The organism is Variovorax sp. YR752, assembly GCF_943372545.1.
In genome coordinates this window covers 1-13,735 of the sequence record NZ_CALRZC010000025.1, presented here as the reverse complement: position 1 = coordinate 13,735, position 13,735 = coordinate 1, and the positions used below count along the sequence as shown (strand labels likewise).

Annotated in this window: 10 protein-coding genes; 1 reads left to right on the top strand and 9 read right to left on the bottom strand. The window is 69.2% G+C overall.

The window, feature by feature from the left end; genetic code table 11:
- Positions 1–149: 149 nt before the first annotated feature.
- From ugpC to AAG801_RS08535, 7 genes are all read right to left on the bottom strand, one after another.
- Positions 150–1,214, bottom strand: a complete 1,065-nt coding sequence (ugpC, locus tag AAG801_RS08565; protein ID WP_341888025.1) for a sn-glycerol-3-phosphate ABC transporter ATP-binding protein UgpC — start codon at positions 1,212–1,214, stop codon at positions 150–152.
- 2 nt (positions 1,215–1,216) lie between these two features.
- Complete coding sequence (locus AAG801_RS08560) at positions 1,217–2,089, bottom strand: carbohydrate ABC transporter permease (RefSeq protein WP_341888024.1); 873 nt, start codon at positions 2,087–2,089, stop codon at positions 1,217–1,219.
- Entirely contained in the window at positions 2,086–2,955 is an 870-nt protein-coding gene (locus AAG801_RS08555; RefSeq protein WP_341888068.1) for a sugar ABC transporter permease, read from the bottom strand. Before AAG801_RS08555 ends, AAG801_RS08560 begins: the two co-directional genes overlap by 4 nt.
- 157 nt (positions 2,956–3,112) lie before the next feature.
- Positions 3,113–4,369, bottom strand: a complete 1,257-nt coding sequence (locus AAG801_RS08550; protein WP_341888023.1) for an ABC transporter substrate-binding protein — start codon at positions 4,367–4,369, stop codon at positions 3,113–3,115.
- Positions 4,370–4,517: 148 nt separating this feature from the next.
- A complete protein-coding gene (locus AAG801_RS08545; RefSeq protein WP_341888022.1) occupies positions 4,518–7,553 on the bottom strand; it encodes a calcium-binding protein in 3,036 nt (1,011 codons plus the stop codon).
- Positions 7,554–7,669: 116 nt separating this feature from the next.
- The gene (locus AAG801_RS08540) at positions 7,670–9,127 is read right to left on the bottom strand and encodes a sensor histidine kinase (protein ID WP_341888021.1); all 1,458 of its coding nucleotides are present in this window, start codon (positions 9,125–9,127) and stop codon (positions 7,670–7,672) included.
- Positions 9,128–9,134: 7 nt separating this feature from the next.
- Positions 9,135–9,815, bottom strand: a complete 681-nt coding sequence (locus AAG801_RS08535) for a response regulator transcription factor (RefSeq protein WP_341888020.1) — start codon at positions 9,813–9,815, stop codon at positions 9,135–9,137.
- Positions 9,816–9,909: 94 nt separating this feature from the next.
- Here AAG801_RS08535 and AAG801_RS08530 point away from each other — a divergent pair, with 94 nt between their 5' ends.
- Positions 9,910–10,383 (top strand): nuclear transport factor 2 family protein, encoded by a 474-nt coding sequence (locus AAG801_RS08530; protein WP_341888019.1) that lies wholly within the window; start codon positions 9,910–9,912, stop codon positions 10,381–10,383.
- A gap of 94 nt (positions 10,384–10,477) precedes the next feature.
- Here AAG801_RS08530 and AAG801_RS08525 read toward each other — a convergent pair whose 3' ends face one another.
- Positions 10,478–11,869, bottom strand: coding sequence for an L-serine ammonia-lyase (locus tag AAG801_RS08525; RefSeq protein ID WP_341888018.1), 1,392 nt, complete (start codon positions 11,867–11,869; stop codon positions 10,478–10,480).
- Between the two features lie 12 nt (positions 11,870–11,881).
- Positions 11,882–13,735, bottom strand: a 1,854-nt coding sequence (gcvP, locus tag AAG801_RS08520) for an aminomethyl-transferring glycine dehydrogenase (protein ID WP_341888017.1), incomplete at its 5' end; no start/stop codon positions are given.

The window sequence follows — 13,735 nt, the reverse complement described above, 5'->3', positions numbered from 1 at the left end:
GGCGGCGCGCGGTACTGCTGCTGGTATGGCGCAGTGTAAGCGCCGCCCGGCCGCCGCCAAGCCCGGTACGACTCCTGCGGCTTCGCATTCACGCAGTTCAATCGGCCGTTTGGCGACGGCCGCTCCGATCAATCGATCGCTGAATCGCGTCAGGACACCCGCTGCTCTGTCTTTGCGTCGAACAGGTGGGCATCCTGCGCCGACCAGTGCAGATGCACGTTCTGCCCGACCTGCTGGTGCACCTTGCCGGGCACGCGCGCCATCATCTTGCCGATCGGCGTGTCGACCAGCACGTAGGTCTCCGGCCCCGTCGGCTCGATCAGGCTGATGGTGCCGGGCAGGCCAGCATCACCGAGCAGCATCGCCTCGGGGCGCAGGCCGTAGAGGATGCCGTCGGCGTGGCCGTTCCCGATGGTCGCGCGCTGCTGCTCGTTCAGGCTCAGCTCGATGCCGTGCGAGGCGAAGCCGTTGGCAGCGCGCTGGCCGTCGATGATGTTCATCGCCGGCGAGCCGATGAACTCGGCGACGAAGCGGGTCGCCGGGCGGCTGTAGATGTCGTCGGGCGAGCCGAGCTGCTCGATCACGCCGCCCTTCATCACCGCGATGTGGTCGCCCAGCGTCATCGCCTCGACCTGATCGTGCGTCACGTACACCGTCGTCACCTGCGCCTTGTTGTGCAGGTGCTTGATCTCGGCACGCATCTCGACGCGCAGCTTGGCGTCGAGGTTGGACAGCGGCTCGTCGAACAGGAACAGCGTCGGGTTGCGTGCCAGCGCGCGGCCCATCGCCACCCGCTGGCGCTGGCCGCCCGACAGTTGCCCCGGCTTGCGGTCGAGCAGGTGCTCGATCTGCAGCATCTTCGAGACGCGCTGGATGGCAGCGTCGCGCTCCGCCTTGGGCACGTTGCGCATCTCCAGCCCGAAGCTGATGTTCTGCGCCACGTTCATGTTCGGGTACAGCGCGTAGCTCTGGAACACCATCGCGATGTCGCGGTCCTTGGGCAGCGCGTTCGTCACGTCGCGCCCGCCGATGTGGATCTCGCCCTCGGTGGGCTTGTCCAGCCCGGCGATGATGTTCAGCAGCGTGCTCTTGCCGCAGCCGGACGGCCCGACCAGGATCAGGAAGTCGCCCGATTCGACCTCGATGTCGATGCCCTTGAGGATGTCGACCTTGCCGTAGCTGCGGCGGACATTGCGGATGGAAAGTGCGCCCATGATTACCCCTTGACCGCGCCGGCCGTCAGCCCGCGCACGAAATACTTGCCTGCGACGATGTAGACGAACAGCGTGGGCAGGCCGGCGATCATCGCCGCGGCCATGTCCACGTTGTATTCCTTGACCGAGCTCGTGGTGTTGGCCAGGTTGTTCAGGCCGACGGTGATGGGCTTGCTCTCGGCCCCCGAGAACACGATGCCGTAGAGGAAGTCGTTCCAGATGTTGGTGAACTGCCAGATCAGCGTGACCACGGTGATCGGCGTCGACAGCGGAAGGATGATCCGCCAGAAGATGCGCCAGAAGCCGGCACCGTCGAGCATCGCCGCCTTGACCAGCTCGTCGGGCAGGCCGACGTAGTAGTTGCGGAAGAACAGCGTGGTCGACGGCAGCCCCGCGATGATGTGCACCAGCACCAGGCCCCACACCGAGCTCGCGATGCCCAGCCAGCCGAGGATCTGGCTCATCGGCAGCAGCACCACCTGCATCGGCATGAACACGCCGAACAGCATCAGCGCGAACATCAGCTCGCTGCCCTTGAAGCGCCACTTGCTCAGCACGTAGCCGTTGATGGCGCCCAGCAACGTCGAGATCAGCACCGCCGGCACCACCATGATCACCGAGTTCATGAAGAAGGGCCGCAGGCCACCGCAGTCGATGCCGGTGCAGGCGTGGCTCCAGGCCTTGCTCCAGGCGTCGAAGCTGGGCGCGGTGGGCAGCGACAGCAGGTTGCCGTCGCGGATCTGCGCCATGTCCTTCAGCGAGGTCGTGAGCATCACGTACATCGGCAGCAGGAACACGGCGGCGAACAGCAGCAGCACCGACCACAGGGCGAGCCGGTGCCAGTCGAGCCGATTGGGTTGCACGGCGGTGCTCATTTGCGCGCCCTCAGTTCGGAGTAGAGGTAGGGCACGACGATCGCCGCCACGGTGGCCAGCATGATCGTCGCCGAGGCCGCGCCCAGGCCGATCTGCCCGCGCGAGAAGGCCATCGTGTACATGAAGGTCGCCGGCATGTCGGTGGCGTAGCCGGGGCCGCCGGCGGTCAGTGCCATCACCAGGTCGAAGCTCTTGATCGCCAGGTGCGACAGCACCATCAGCGTCGAGAAGAACACCGGCCGCAGGCTCGGGATGATGATGCGCCAGTAGATGCGCGGCAGGCTGGCGCCGTCGATCTGCGCCGCCTTCAGGATCGAGTCGTCGATGCCGCGCAGGCCGGCCAGGAACAGCGCCATCACGAAGCCGGCGCTCTGCCAGACACCGGCGATCACCACCGTGTAGATGGCGCGGTCGGGGTTGACGAGCCAGTCGAAGCCGAAGCTCGTCCAGCCCCATTCGTGCATCACCTTCTCCAGGCCCAGGCCGGGGTTGAGGATCCACTTCCAGGCCGTGCCGGTGACGATGAAGGACAGCGCCATCGGGTACAGGTAGACGGTGCGCAGCACGCCCTCGGCGCGGATCTTCTGGTCGAGCAGGATGGCCAGCAGCAGCCCGATGGCCATGCCGAAGAACAGGAACAGTCCGCCGTAGATGGCCAGGTTCTTCAGCGCCACCCACCAGCGGTCGCTCTCCCACAGCGTGGCGTACTGCGCGAGGCCGACGAACTCGTAGTTCGGCAGCAGCCGCGAGGCCGACAGCGACAGGTAGCCGTTCCAGGCCATCAGCCCGTAGATGAAGAAGAAGGCGAGCAGGAAGGAGGGTGCCAGCACGAGCTTGGGCATCCATTCCGACAGGCGCGTGGCCATCGAGACGGGCACGGGTGTGCTCGCCGCGCGCGTGGGCGTGGCAGTCGTCGTGTTCATGGTGCGGACCCCGGGAGGAGAGCGCGGCGCCTGGGCGGCGCCGCGCCGGGGAGAATGACACGGAACGCAGCCGGCGTGAACCGGCCGCGCCCCGGAGGGCTTACTTGGTCTTGGCGGCGGCGACGAGCTTGTCCATGGCCGAGGCCGAGCTCATCTTGTCGTCGTTCCAGAACTGCGAGACCACGTCCTTGATCGCGCCTTCGGCGGCCGAGGGGACGGCCATGCCATGGGCGATCGAGGGCACCAGCGAGCCGGCCTTGGCGGTCGACACGAAGTCGGCGGCCGAAGTCTTGGCGCAGTCGTCGAACTTGTCCAGCTTCATGTTCAGGCGAACCGGGATCGAGCCCTTGTTCAGGTTGAACACCTCCTGGAACTCGGTCGACATGATCGCGGCGGCGAGGTCCTGCTGAGCCTTCTGGTTGGCGCTGTCCTTCAGCTTGAACAGCGCGAAGCTGTCGACGTTGTAGGTGTAGCTCTTGGCGGTGCCGGGGGCGGCCACGCAGGCGAAGTCCTTGCCCGGCACCTTGCCGGCGGCGAGGAACTCGCCCTTGGCCCAGTCGCCCATGATCTGCATGCCGGCCTCGCCCTTGATGACCATCGCGGTGGCCAGGTTCCAGTCACGGCCCGGGGCGTTCTTGTCGGTGTAGGTCTTGACCTTCTTGAAGGTGGCGAGCACCTTGTCCATCGTCGGGCTCTTCAGCGACCCGGCGTCGAGCTGCACCAGCGCCTTCTTGTAGAACTCCGCGCCGCCGACGCCGAGCGCGACCGCCTCGAAGGTGGTGAAGTCCTGCCAGTTCTGGCCACCATGGGCGATCGGGATGATGCCGGCCTTCTTCAGCGCCTCGGCGGCGACGAAGAACTCGTCCCAGCTGGTCGGCAGCTTGGCGCCGGCCTTCTTGAAGGCTTCCGGGTTGGCCCACAGCCAGTTCACGCGGTGCACGTTGACCGGCGCGGCGACGTAGTTGCCCTTGTACTTGAGGCCGTCGGCGATCGCCTTGGGCAGCAGTTCGTCCCACTTCTCGGCCTTGGCGACGTCGTCCATGTTGGCCAGCACACCTTCGCGCGCCCATTCCTGGATCGACGGGCCCTTGATCTGTGCGGCAGCCGGGGCGTTGCCCGAGACCACGCGCGACTTCAGCACCGTCATCGCCGAATCGCCACCACCACCGGCAACGGCGAAGTCCTTCCAGGTGTGGCCCTTCTTCTGCATCGAGGCCTTCAGCTCGGCAGCGGCCTTGGCCTCGCCGCCGGACGTCCACCAGTGCAGCACCTCGACTTCGCCGGCAACGGCCGACAGCGGGGCCAGCGTGGCGCTCAGCAGGCCGGCCGCGGCCAGCGACAGGGAAATGCGGGTCATCGCCATTCTTGTCTCCTCAGGAATCCGGTTTAGGAAATGTTCAGCTTGTTGAATCAAGCGAGCCGGATGTTAAAGAGGCGTTAAGGTTACGACAACGGTACGTTCATGCGGACTTTCCCTAGTTCGATGCGGCTCCGGTTGCGCTGCCTCAACCAAGTGCGAAGTCGCTGCTGTTCAGCGTGGTCACGCCGGTCAAGGTGGCCATCAGCACGGCCTCGTGGCCGTTGCCGGCACCATCGGCATCGAACCAGAGCCGGCCGCTGCCGGTCTCGAAGAGGAACTGCGGTCCGCTGCCGCTGGCCACCGGCGCCGCGCCGACCACCAGCGACAGCGCATCGTCGGCATCCATGCCGAAGGCCGCGCGGTCGATGCCGATCTTGTCCTGCCCGCGCGTGAAGTCCGCGATCAGGTCGCCAGAGCCCACCGCATCGGCGCCGAAGATGAAGTGGTCCTTGCCGGCGCCGCCGACCAGCACGTCGCCGCCGCCGCCGCCGACCAGGTTGTCGTCGCCGGCGCGGCCCTCGAGCCGGTCGTCGCCCTTGCCGCCCCAGAAGGTGTCGGCGCCGGTGCTGCCGCGCAGGTCGTCGTCGAGGTCGGTGCCGACCACGCGCTCGATGCCGCGGAGCGTGAGCCCGCGTGCCAGGCCGCCGTTGAGCGTGCTGTCGGCGAGGTCGACCTTGGCCGACAGGCCGGAGACGATGTTGAAGAACAGCGTGTCGATGCCGCTGCCGCCGTCGAAGCGGTCGACGCCATCGGCGTCGGCGTCGCTGCGCACGAAGTCGTCGTTGCCGGCGTCGCCGTACAGCGCATCGTTGCCGTCGCCGTCGTAGAGCAGGTCGTTGCCGGCGCCGCCTCGCAGCTGGTCGTTGCCGGCGCGGCCGTCGAGCACATCGGCCAGAGCGCCGCCGCTGACCTTGTCGGCGCCCCAGGTACCGTTCAGGTCGATGCTCTCCATGCCGTCGAAGCGCGTCGTCGCGTTGACCGTCGTCGTCGCCGTTGAGAACACGAAGTTCACGCCGGTGGTCAGCTCCGACAGGTCGAGCATCGCGCGGTCGGTGCCGGCGCTGCCCGAGGCGAAGTCGCCGGCGTTGAAGTGCAGCGTGTCATTGCCGTCGCCGCCGATCAGCCGGTCGGCGTCGTCGTCGGCGATGCCACCGGTGGCCCACAGGGTGTCGTTGCCGCTGCCACCTTCGAGGCGGTCGGCGCCGTACCAGCCGATGATCTCGTCGTGGCCGCCGCCGCCCTTGATGAGGTCATTGCCGTTGTTGCCGTTGAACCAGTCGTCGAGTGCGCCGCCGCTCAGCGTGTCGGCACCGTAGCCGGCGTGCAGGTGAACGCGCTCGACGCCGGTCAGCGTGACGCCACCGTTGACCAGCGTCGCACTGGCGCCGACCGTGAAGCTCATCGCCTGCTGCACGTTGAAGCGGTTGATCCAGGCGAGGTCGGTGCCGGCGCCGCCGTCGACGCTGTAGACGCCGCCGGTCGAGCCGCTGGCGTTGTTCAGGTAGACGACGTCGTCGCCGTCGCCGAGCAGCACGCTGGTGCGCTCGGTGGAGGCGGCCACCTCGTTGTCGACCTGCACGCTGTCGCTGCCGCTGCCGGCGTCGATGCGGTTGGCGCCGCCGCCGTCGAGGATGCGGTCGTTGCCCGCACCGCCCTTGATGGTGTCGTTGCCGCGCCCGCCGTCGAGCACGTCGGCGCCGCTGCCACCGGTCAGCTGGTCGTTGCCGGAGCCGGCCTCGAAGGTCACGTGCGTCGCCCCGCCGGCGCTCAGCGTGTCGTTGCCCCAGCTGGTGGTGATCCGGAACTGCTCGACGTCGCCGATCGTCGTGCCGTCCGACAGCGTTGCCGTGCTGCCCGACACCGTGAAGCGCAGCGCCGTGTCGAAGGCATCGCTGCGGTCGAGGATGGCCATGTCCGTGCCGGTGCCGCCCTTGAGCGTGTCGGCGCCACCGCCGCCGGCGATCAAGGTGTCGTTGCCGCTGCCGCCATCGAGCGAGTCGCGGCCGCTGCCGCCATCGAGCTGGTCGGCGCCGCCGTAGCCGCGCAGCAGGTCGTTGCCGCCGTAGGCGCTGAGCACGTCGTTGCCGTCGTGGGCGTTGAAAACGTCGCGCCCGCTCGATCCGGTGATCGTGTACGCCTCGACGTTGATCAGCGTGCTGCCGTCGGTGAGCGTGTTCGCCACGTTGGCCGCGCGTGCCGTGAAGCTGCCGGACAGGCCGTTGATCTCGATGCGGTCGATGCCCGCACCGCCGTCGACCACATCGGCGCCGTTGCCGATCGACAAGGTGATCGTGTCGTTGCCGTCGCCGCCAGAGATCGTGTCGAGGCCGGCGCCGCCACGCAGTACGTCGTTGCCAGTCTCACCGCGCAGCACGTCGTTGCCGTCGTTGCCGTCGACCACGTCGTTGCCACTGCCGGCGTAGACCGAATCGTTGCCCGCACCCGTCTGGAGGGTGTCGTTGCCGGCGTCGCCGTAGAGCCTGTCGTTGCCGTCCTCGCCGGACAGGTAGTCGTCGCCGTAGCCGCCCCTGAGCAGGTCGGCGCCGCTGCCGCCGAACAGCATGTCGGTGCCGTGGCCGCCGTCCAGCGTGTCGTTGCCGGCATCGCCGCCCAGGGAGTCGCGTCCGCCGCCGCCGCGCAGCGAGTCGTTGCCGCCGTTGCCGTTGAAGGAGTCGTTCCAGCGCCCGCCGGTCATCGTGTCGGCTCCGCTGCCGCCGGCGATGCTGTACGACTCGACGCCGGTGACCGTCACCTTGCCCAGCAGCGTGGTCTTTGCCAGAGGGTCGGCGGCGGTGAAGGCGAGGGCGGCCGTGGTGTCGGTCAGCTCGATCTGCAGCGTGTCGAAGCCGACGCCGCCGTCGATGCTGTCGCCGGCGCGTTCGGCCGCGTCGCCAAGCAGGATGCGGTCGTCGCCGCTGCCGCCGCGGATCGTGTCCAGGCCCAGGCCGCCGTGCAGCAGGTCACTGCCCGAGCCGCCGTCGAGCAGGTCGTTGCCGTCGCCGCCGAACAGCCAGTCGTCCTGGAACTCGCCATACAGGCGGTCGTTGCCGGTGCCGCCTTCGAGGTGGTCGCGTTCGAAGCCGGCGCGCAGCAGATCGTTGCCGGCCAGGCCGAACAGGTCGTCGCCCGCATCGCCGCCGAGCAGCGTGTCGTTGGCCGGGGAGCCGGGGAGGTATGCCATCGTCGTTCTCCGAGGGTCTGGAAGAGTGGCCTCCAGTGTCGGAAACGACGGCGCGGCGAACATCGCCCGAAGGAGCCACCGCGCGGGCCATGGCGGGCCAGCGGGCTGCCGCTCGCTCAGCCGCCCAGGCGAGGCAGTTGCATCACCACGCGCAGGCCGCGCGGCACGGCACCTTCCAGCGCCACGTGGCCGCCGTGGCGCTCTGCGATCTCCTTGACGATCGCCAGGCCCAGGCCGCAGCCGTCGCCCTGCAGCGTGGCGCGTGCGAAGCGCTCGAACACGCGCTCGCGGTCGGCCGGGGCGATGCCGGGGCCGTTGTCCTCGACCTCGAGCAGCACGTCGTGGCCGAGGGGGCGCGCCCGCACCGTCACCGTGCTGCCGCGGCCGGCGTAGCGCAGCGCGTTGTCGACCAGGTTGGCGATCGCCTCGCGCAGCAGCAGCGCGTTGCCGGTCACCGCCAGGCTGGCGCCAGCCTCGCCGTCGAGGCCCTCGATGCCGAGGTCGATGCCGGCCTGGCGCGCGCGCGGGACCCACTCCGCCGTCACCTCGCCGGCCAGCCGGGCCAGGTCGACGCGGCCGCGCCCCTGCGCCGAGGCCGACTCCGGCTCGGCACGCGCCAGCGTGAGCAACTGGTTGACCAGGTGGGCACTGCGCGTCGCGCTCTCGTGCACACGTTGCAGGCGCGCCTGCAGCGCCGGGTCGACGGTCTCGTTGAGCGCCAGCTCGGTCTGGCTCTTCAGCCCGGCCAGGGGGGTGCGCAACTGGTGCGCGGCGTCGCTGATGAAGCGGCGCTGGCCGCTGACGCTCTCATGCACCGCGGCCAGCAGGGTGTTGATCGCCTTGGCCAGCGCATGCACCTCGCGCGGCGCGGCCTCCAGCTTCAGCGGCGCGAGGTCGTTCGGCCCGCGGTTCTCGACCAGCGCGCGCATGCGCGCCAGCGGCGCCAGCCCGGCACGGATGCCGGCCCAGACGATCATCGACATCAGCGCGATCAGCACCGACAGCGGCAGTGCGGTGTCGAGCAGGATGCGGCCGGCGAGCTGCTCGCGGCTGGCGCGGCTGCGCGCCACCTGCACCAGCATGCTCTGCGGCGTGTCGGCCTCGCCGTAGGAGAGGTACAGCGCCGCGACGCGCACGTCCACGCGCTTGCTGCCTTCGCCCATGCTGCCGTCGTAGAAGTAGGGCTGGCCCAGGCGCAGCGGCGCGATCGCCGGCGGCGTCGGCAGGTGGTTGTTGCCGAGGATGAACTGCCCCGGCGGCGTGCTGACCATGTAGTAGACGCGGTCGTCCGGGTCGGCCTCGATGATGTCCTGCGCCGCCTTGGGAAAGTCGATGAACAGGCCGTTGCCGATCGGCTTGACCTGCCGCGCCAGCGCCTTCGAGGCGGTCGAGAGCGAGGCATCGATCGCCTGGTTGGCGTAACGTGCGGTCAGGTTGTAGGTGAAGAAGGCGCCGGCCAGCCACAGCACCAGCTGCGGCAGCAGCAGCCACAGCAGCAGGTGGCGGTGCAGCGAACTGCCGCTGGGCGTCACGCCGGGCAGCTGGTGCAGCGCCCGTTTCAGCGAGTCGAGCATGCGCCGCTCAGCTTTCGCCTTCTTCGAGCAGGTAGCCCAGGCCGCGCACCGTGCGGATCGCCAGGCCGGAACCCTCGAGCTTGCGGCGCAGGCGGTGGATGTAGACCTCGATCGAGCCCGCCCCGGAGCCCGACTCGGCGCTGCGCTCGACCGCCCAGCTCTCGGCGATCTGGTCCTTGGTGACGACGCGGTCGCGCTGCGTCAGCAGCAGGTCCAGCAGCATCCACTCGCGCGGCGACAGGTCGAGCAGCGTGCCTTCGATGGTGGCGCGACGTGCGTCGCGGTCGAAGGCAAGCCGGCCGAACTGCTGCGCCGAGGCGCCCGCGCCGCGCGTGCGCCGCAGCAGGGCGCGGATGCGCGCCTCCAGTTCGGGGAAGTCGAAGGGCTTGGTGAGGTAGTCGTCGGCACCGGCGTTCAGGCCAGCGACGCGGTGCTCCAGCCCGTCCAGCGCGGTCAGCACGAGCATCGGCAGCGCCGGCTTGGCGGCGCGCACCCGCTTGAGCACGGTCAAGCCGTCGACCATCGGCAGGCCGAGATCGAGCACGCCGACATCGAAGTGCTGGCGCAGCAGCAGGAACTCGGCGACAGCGCCGTTGGGCGCCACCTCCACCTCGAAGCCGGCCTTGGACAGGCTGGCACCGAGCGCATCGGCGAGGATCGCGTCGTCTTCGGCGAGCAAAAGCTTCATGCGGCGAAGCTTAACGGATTAACGAAGCTTTAACTCTCCATGAATCCACCGAGATGCGACACTGCCGGCCCCACAAGAACAGGAGGGACCCCCGATGCACCCGAACGCCCAGCTGATCGAACGCTTCTACGCCGCCTTTGCCCGTCGCGACTGGGCGACCATGGCGACCTGCTACCACCCCGAGGTGCACTTCAGCGACGAGGCCTTCGACCTGCACGGTGCCGACGCCGGATTGATGTGGCGCATGCTGCTGACCACGGGCAAGGACCTGACGCTCGAGTACAGCGGCATTGCCGCCGACGACCGCACCGGGCGCGCCCACTGGGATGCGCGCTACACCTTCAGCGCCACCGGCCGCAAGGTGCTCAACCGCATCGACGCCAGCTTCGAGTTCCGCGACGGGCTGATCGTGCGCCACGTCGACCGCTTCCCGTTCTGGACCTGGGCCCGCCAGGCGCTGGGCACACCGGGGCTGCTGCTGGGCTGGTCGGGGTTCCTGCAGGCCAAGGTACGCGCCAAGGCGGCGGCCGGGCTGGCCGCGTTCAAGCAGAAGGTTCAGGTGAGCTGATCACGACCAAGCGGCCGCAGCGGAACCGGCTTCGCCGGGCCGCCTGCGGCGCCCCCTTGAGGGGGAGCGCCGCAGGCGCTCCGGGGGTGGGTCATCAACACTCGACGATGTTGACGGCGAGGCCGCCGCGCGCCGTCTCCTTGTACTTGGTCATCATGTCGGCGCCGGTCTCGCGCATGGTCTTGATGACCTTGTCGAGGCTCACGTGGTGGTTGCCGTCGCCGCGCAGGGCCATGCGCGCTGCGTTGATCGCCTTCACCGAGGCGATGGCGTTGCGCTCGATGCAGGGGATCTGCACCAGCCCCCCGACCGGATCGCAGGTCAGGCCGAGGTGGTGCTCCATGCCGATCTCGGCGGCATTCTCCACCTGCGCCGGCGTGCCGCCGAGCACGGCGCAGAGCGCGCCGGCCGCCATCGAGCAGGCCACGCCGACCTCGCCCTGGCAGCCGACCTCGGCGCCGGAGATCGAGGCGTTCTCCTTGTAGAGGATGCCGATTGCCGCGGCGGTGAGCAGGAAGTCGATCACGCCCGGCTCGGTCGAACCCGGAACGAAGCGCGCGTAGTAGTGCAGCACCGCCGGCACGATGCCGGCGGCGCCGTTGGTCGGCGCGGTGACGACACGCCCGCCGGCGGCGTTCTCCTCGTTGACGGCCAGCGCGTACAGATTCACCCAGTCGAGCACCTGCAGCGGGTCACGCAGCGCGGCCTCGGGGTTGGCACAGAGCTGCCGGTGCAGGTCCTGCGCACGCCGCCGCACCTGGAAGCCGCCGGGCAGGGTGCCGCCGGTCTCGCAGCCGCGCTTCACGCAGGCCTGCATCACACCCCAGATGCGCAGCAGGCCGGTGTCGATCTCGGCATCGCTGCGCCAGTGGCGCTCGTTGCGGCGCATCAGTTCGGCGATGCTGCAGGTCTCCCTGTCGGCGAGCGCCAGCAACTCGGCGCCGCTGCGGAACGGGAAGGGCAGCACCGTGGCATCGGGCGCGATCAGCTTCTGCTTCGAGCCGTCGGCCGCGACTTCCTCGCTGACGACGAAACCGCCGCCCACCGAGTAGTAGGTGCGTTCGGCAAGCCTGGCGCCTGCGGCGTCGAAGGCCTCGAAGCGCATGCCGTTGGCATGGAAGGGCAGCGTCTCGCGGCGGTGGAAGACCAGGTCGGTCTTCTCGATGAAGCCGATCGGATGCGAGCCGAGCAGGCTCAGCGCGCTGCCGCCGCGCGCCGCCTGCAGCAGCGCGGGAACGGCGTCCACGTCCACCGAATCCGGCTCGTGGCCCATCAGCCCAAGCAGCACCGCCTTGTCGCTGCCGTGGCCACGGCCGGTCGCGCCGAGCGAGCCGTACAGCCGCGTGACGATGCGCGCTGTCGCATCGAGCTGGCCCTCGTGCTGAAGCCGCAGGGCGAACAGCCGCGCGGCGCGCATCGGCCCGACGGTGTGCGAACTCGACGGCCCGATGCCGATCTTGAACAGGTCGAACACCGAGACTGCCATCGGGCCTCCGGCTCAGGCCGCGTAGTCGGACATCGGCACGCAGGAACAGAACAGGTTGCGGTCGCCCCAGACGTTGTCGACGCGGCCGACCGGCACCCAGTACTTCTGCCGCTTCAGCGAGGCCACCGGGTAGGCGGCCTGCTCGCGCGTGTAGGCATGCGGCCAGTCGGCCTTCATCAGCGCCTCGGCCGTGTGCGGCGCATGCTTGAGCGGATTGTCCTCGCGCGGCCAGGCACCGGACTCGACCTGCGCGATCTCGGCGCGGATGGCGATCATTGCGTCGCAGAAACGATCGAGCTCGGCGCGCGACTCGCTCTCGGTCGGCTCGACCATCAGCGTGCCGGCGACCGGGAAACTCAGCGTCGGCGCGTGGAAACCGTAGTCGATCAGGCGCTTGGCGACGTCTTCGGCGCTGACGCCGCTGCTGTCCTTCAGCGGGCGCAGGTCGAGGATGCACTCGTGCGCCACGCCGCCGCCCTTCAGGCCGGCGATCTCGCCGCTGAAGTGGATGTCGTAGTGGTCGGCCAGGCGCGCGGCGACGTAGTTCGCGGCCAGGATGGCTGCCTCGGTGGCCTGCTGCAGGCCCTCGGCGCCCATCATGCGCACGTACATCCAGGAGATCGGCAACACGGCCGCATTGCCCAGCGGCGCGGCGCTGACGGCACCCACCTGCGTGCCGTTGCCGATCCCCGCGCTGCGATGGGCGGGCAGGAAGGGCACCAGGTCCTCGACCACGCACACCGGGCCGACGCCGGGGCCGCCGCCGCCGTGCGGAATGCAGAAAGTCTTGTGCAGGTTGAGGTGGCTGACGTCACCGCCGAACTCGCCCGGCGCCGCCACGCCGACCAGCGCGTTCATGTTCGCGCCGTCGACGTAGACACGCCCGCCGAACGAATGGACCAGCGCGCACAGATCCTTCACGCGCGCCTCGAACACGCCGTAGGTCGAGGGGTAGGTGATCATCACGCAGGCCAGGCGGTCCTGGTGCTGCTCGCACCTGGCGCGCAGGTCGGTCAGGTCGACATTGCCCAGCGCATCGCACTTCACCCCCACCACCTGCATGCCGGCCATCTGCGCGCTGGCCGGGTTGGTGCCGTGGGCGGACTCGGGGATCACGCAGATGTCGCGCTGCATGTCGCCGCGCGACTCGTGCCAGGCCTTGATGACCAGCAGCCCGGCGTACTCGCCCTGGGAGCCGGCGTTGGGCTGCAGGCTGATGCCGGCGTAGCCGGTCGCCTGGCACAGCCAGCCGCGCAGTTGCGCGTCGAGCAGTTCGTAGCCGGCCAGCTGATCCTGCGGCGCGAACGGGTGCACGTTGGCGAACTCCGGCCAGGTGATCGGAATCATCTCGCTGGTCGCGTTCAGCTTCATCGTGCAGGAGCCGAGCGGGATCATCGTGCGGTCGAGCGCCAGGTCCTTGTCGGCCAGGCTGCGCAGGTAGCGCAGCATCTCGGTCTCGCTGTGGTAGCGGTTGAAGACCGGGTGCGTCAGGAAGGCGCTGCTGCGCGCCATCGACAGCGGGATCAGCGGTGGCAGGCCCTTCTCGAACGCCGCGAAGTCCGGCAGCGCCCTGCCGTTGCCGAACAGCGACCACAACAGCGTGATGTCCTCGCGCGTGGTGGTTTCGTCGAGCGTGATGCCGACGCTCGCATCCGAGGCGCGGCGCAGGTTGATGCCGGCGTCGCGCGCACCCTGCAGCGTGGCGTCGGTGGTCGAGCCGGTGTTCACGCAGATGGTGTCGAAGGCGGCGCCGTCGATCACCGCGGCGCCGAGCTGCTTCAGACCGGCGGCGAGCACGGCGGTGTAGCTCGCCACGCGGCGGGCGATGCGCTTCAGGCCTTCGGGCCCGTGGTAGACGGCGTACAT

Excerpts from the sequence above, each read along its gene's own strand:
- ugpC (WP_341888025.1), bottom strand. The coding sequence starts at position 1,214 with ATGGGCGCACTTTCCATCCGCAATGTCCGCCGCAGCTACGGCAAGGTC.
- AAG801_RS08560 (WP_341888024.1), bottom strand. The coding sequence starts at position 2,089 with ATGAGCACCGCCGTGCAACCCAATCGGCTCGACTGGCACCGGCTCGCC.
- AAG801_RS08555 (WP_341888068.1), bottom strand. The coding sequence starts at position 2,955 with ATGGCCACGCGCCTGTCGGAATGGATGCCCAAGCTCGTGCTGGCACCC.
- AAG801_RS08550 (WP_341888023.1), bottom strand. The coding sequence starts at position 4,369 with ATGACCCGCATTTCCCTGTCGCTGGCCGCGGCCGGCCTGCTGAGCGCC.
- AAG801_RS08545 (WP_341888022.1), bottom strand. The coding sequence starts at position 7,553 with ATGGCATACCTCCCCGGCTCCCCGGCCAACGACACGCTGCTCGGCGGC.
- AAG801_RS08540 (WP_341888021.1), bottom strand. The coding sequence starts at position 9,127 with ATGCTCGACTCGCTGAAACGGGCGCTGCACCAGCTGCCCGGCGTGACG.
- AAG801_RS08535 (WP_341888020.1), bottom strand. The coding sequence starts at position 9,815 with ATGAAGCTTTTGCTCGCCGAAGACGACGCGATCCTCGCCGATGCGCTC.
- AAG801_RS08530 (WP_341888019.1), top strand. The coding sequence starts at position 9,910 with ATGCACCCGAACGCCCAGCTGATCGAACGCTTCTACGCCGCCTTTGCC.
- AAG801_RS08525 (WP_341888018.1), bottom strand. The coding sequence starts at position 11,869 with ATGGCAGTCTCGGTGTTCGACCTGTTCAAGATCGGCATCGGGCCGTCG.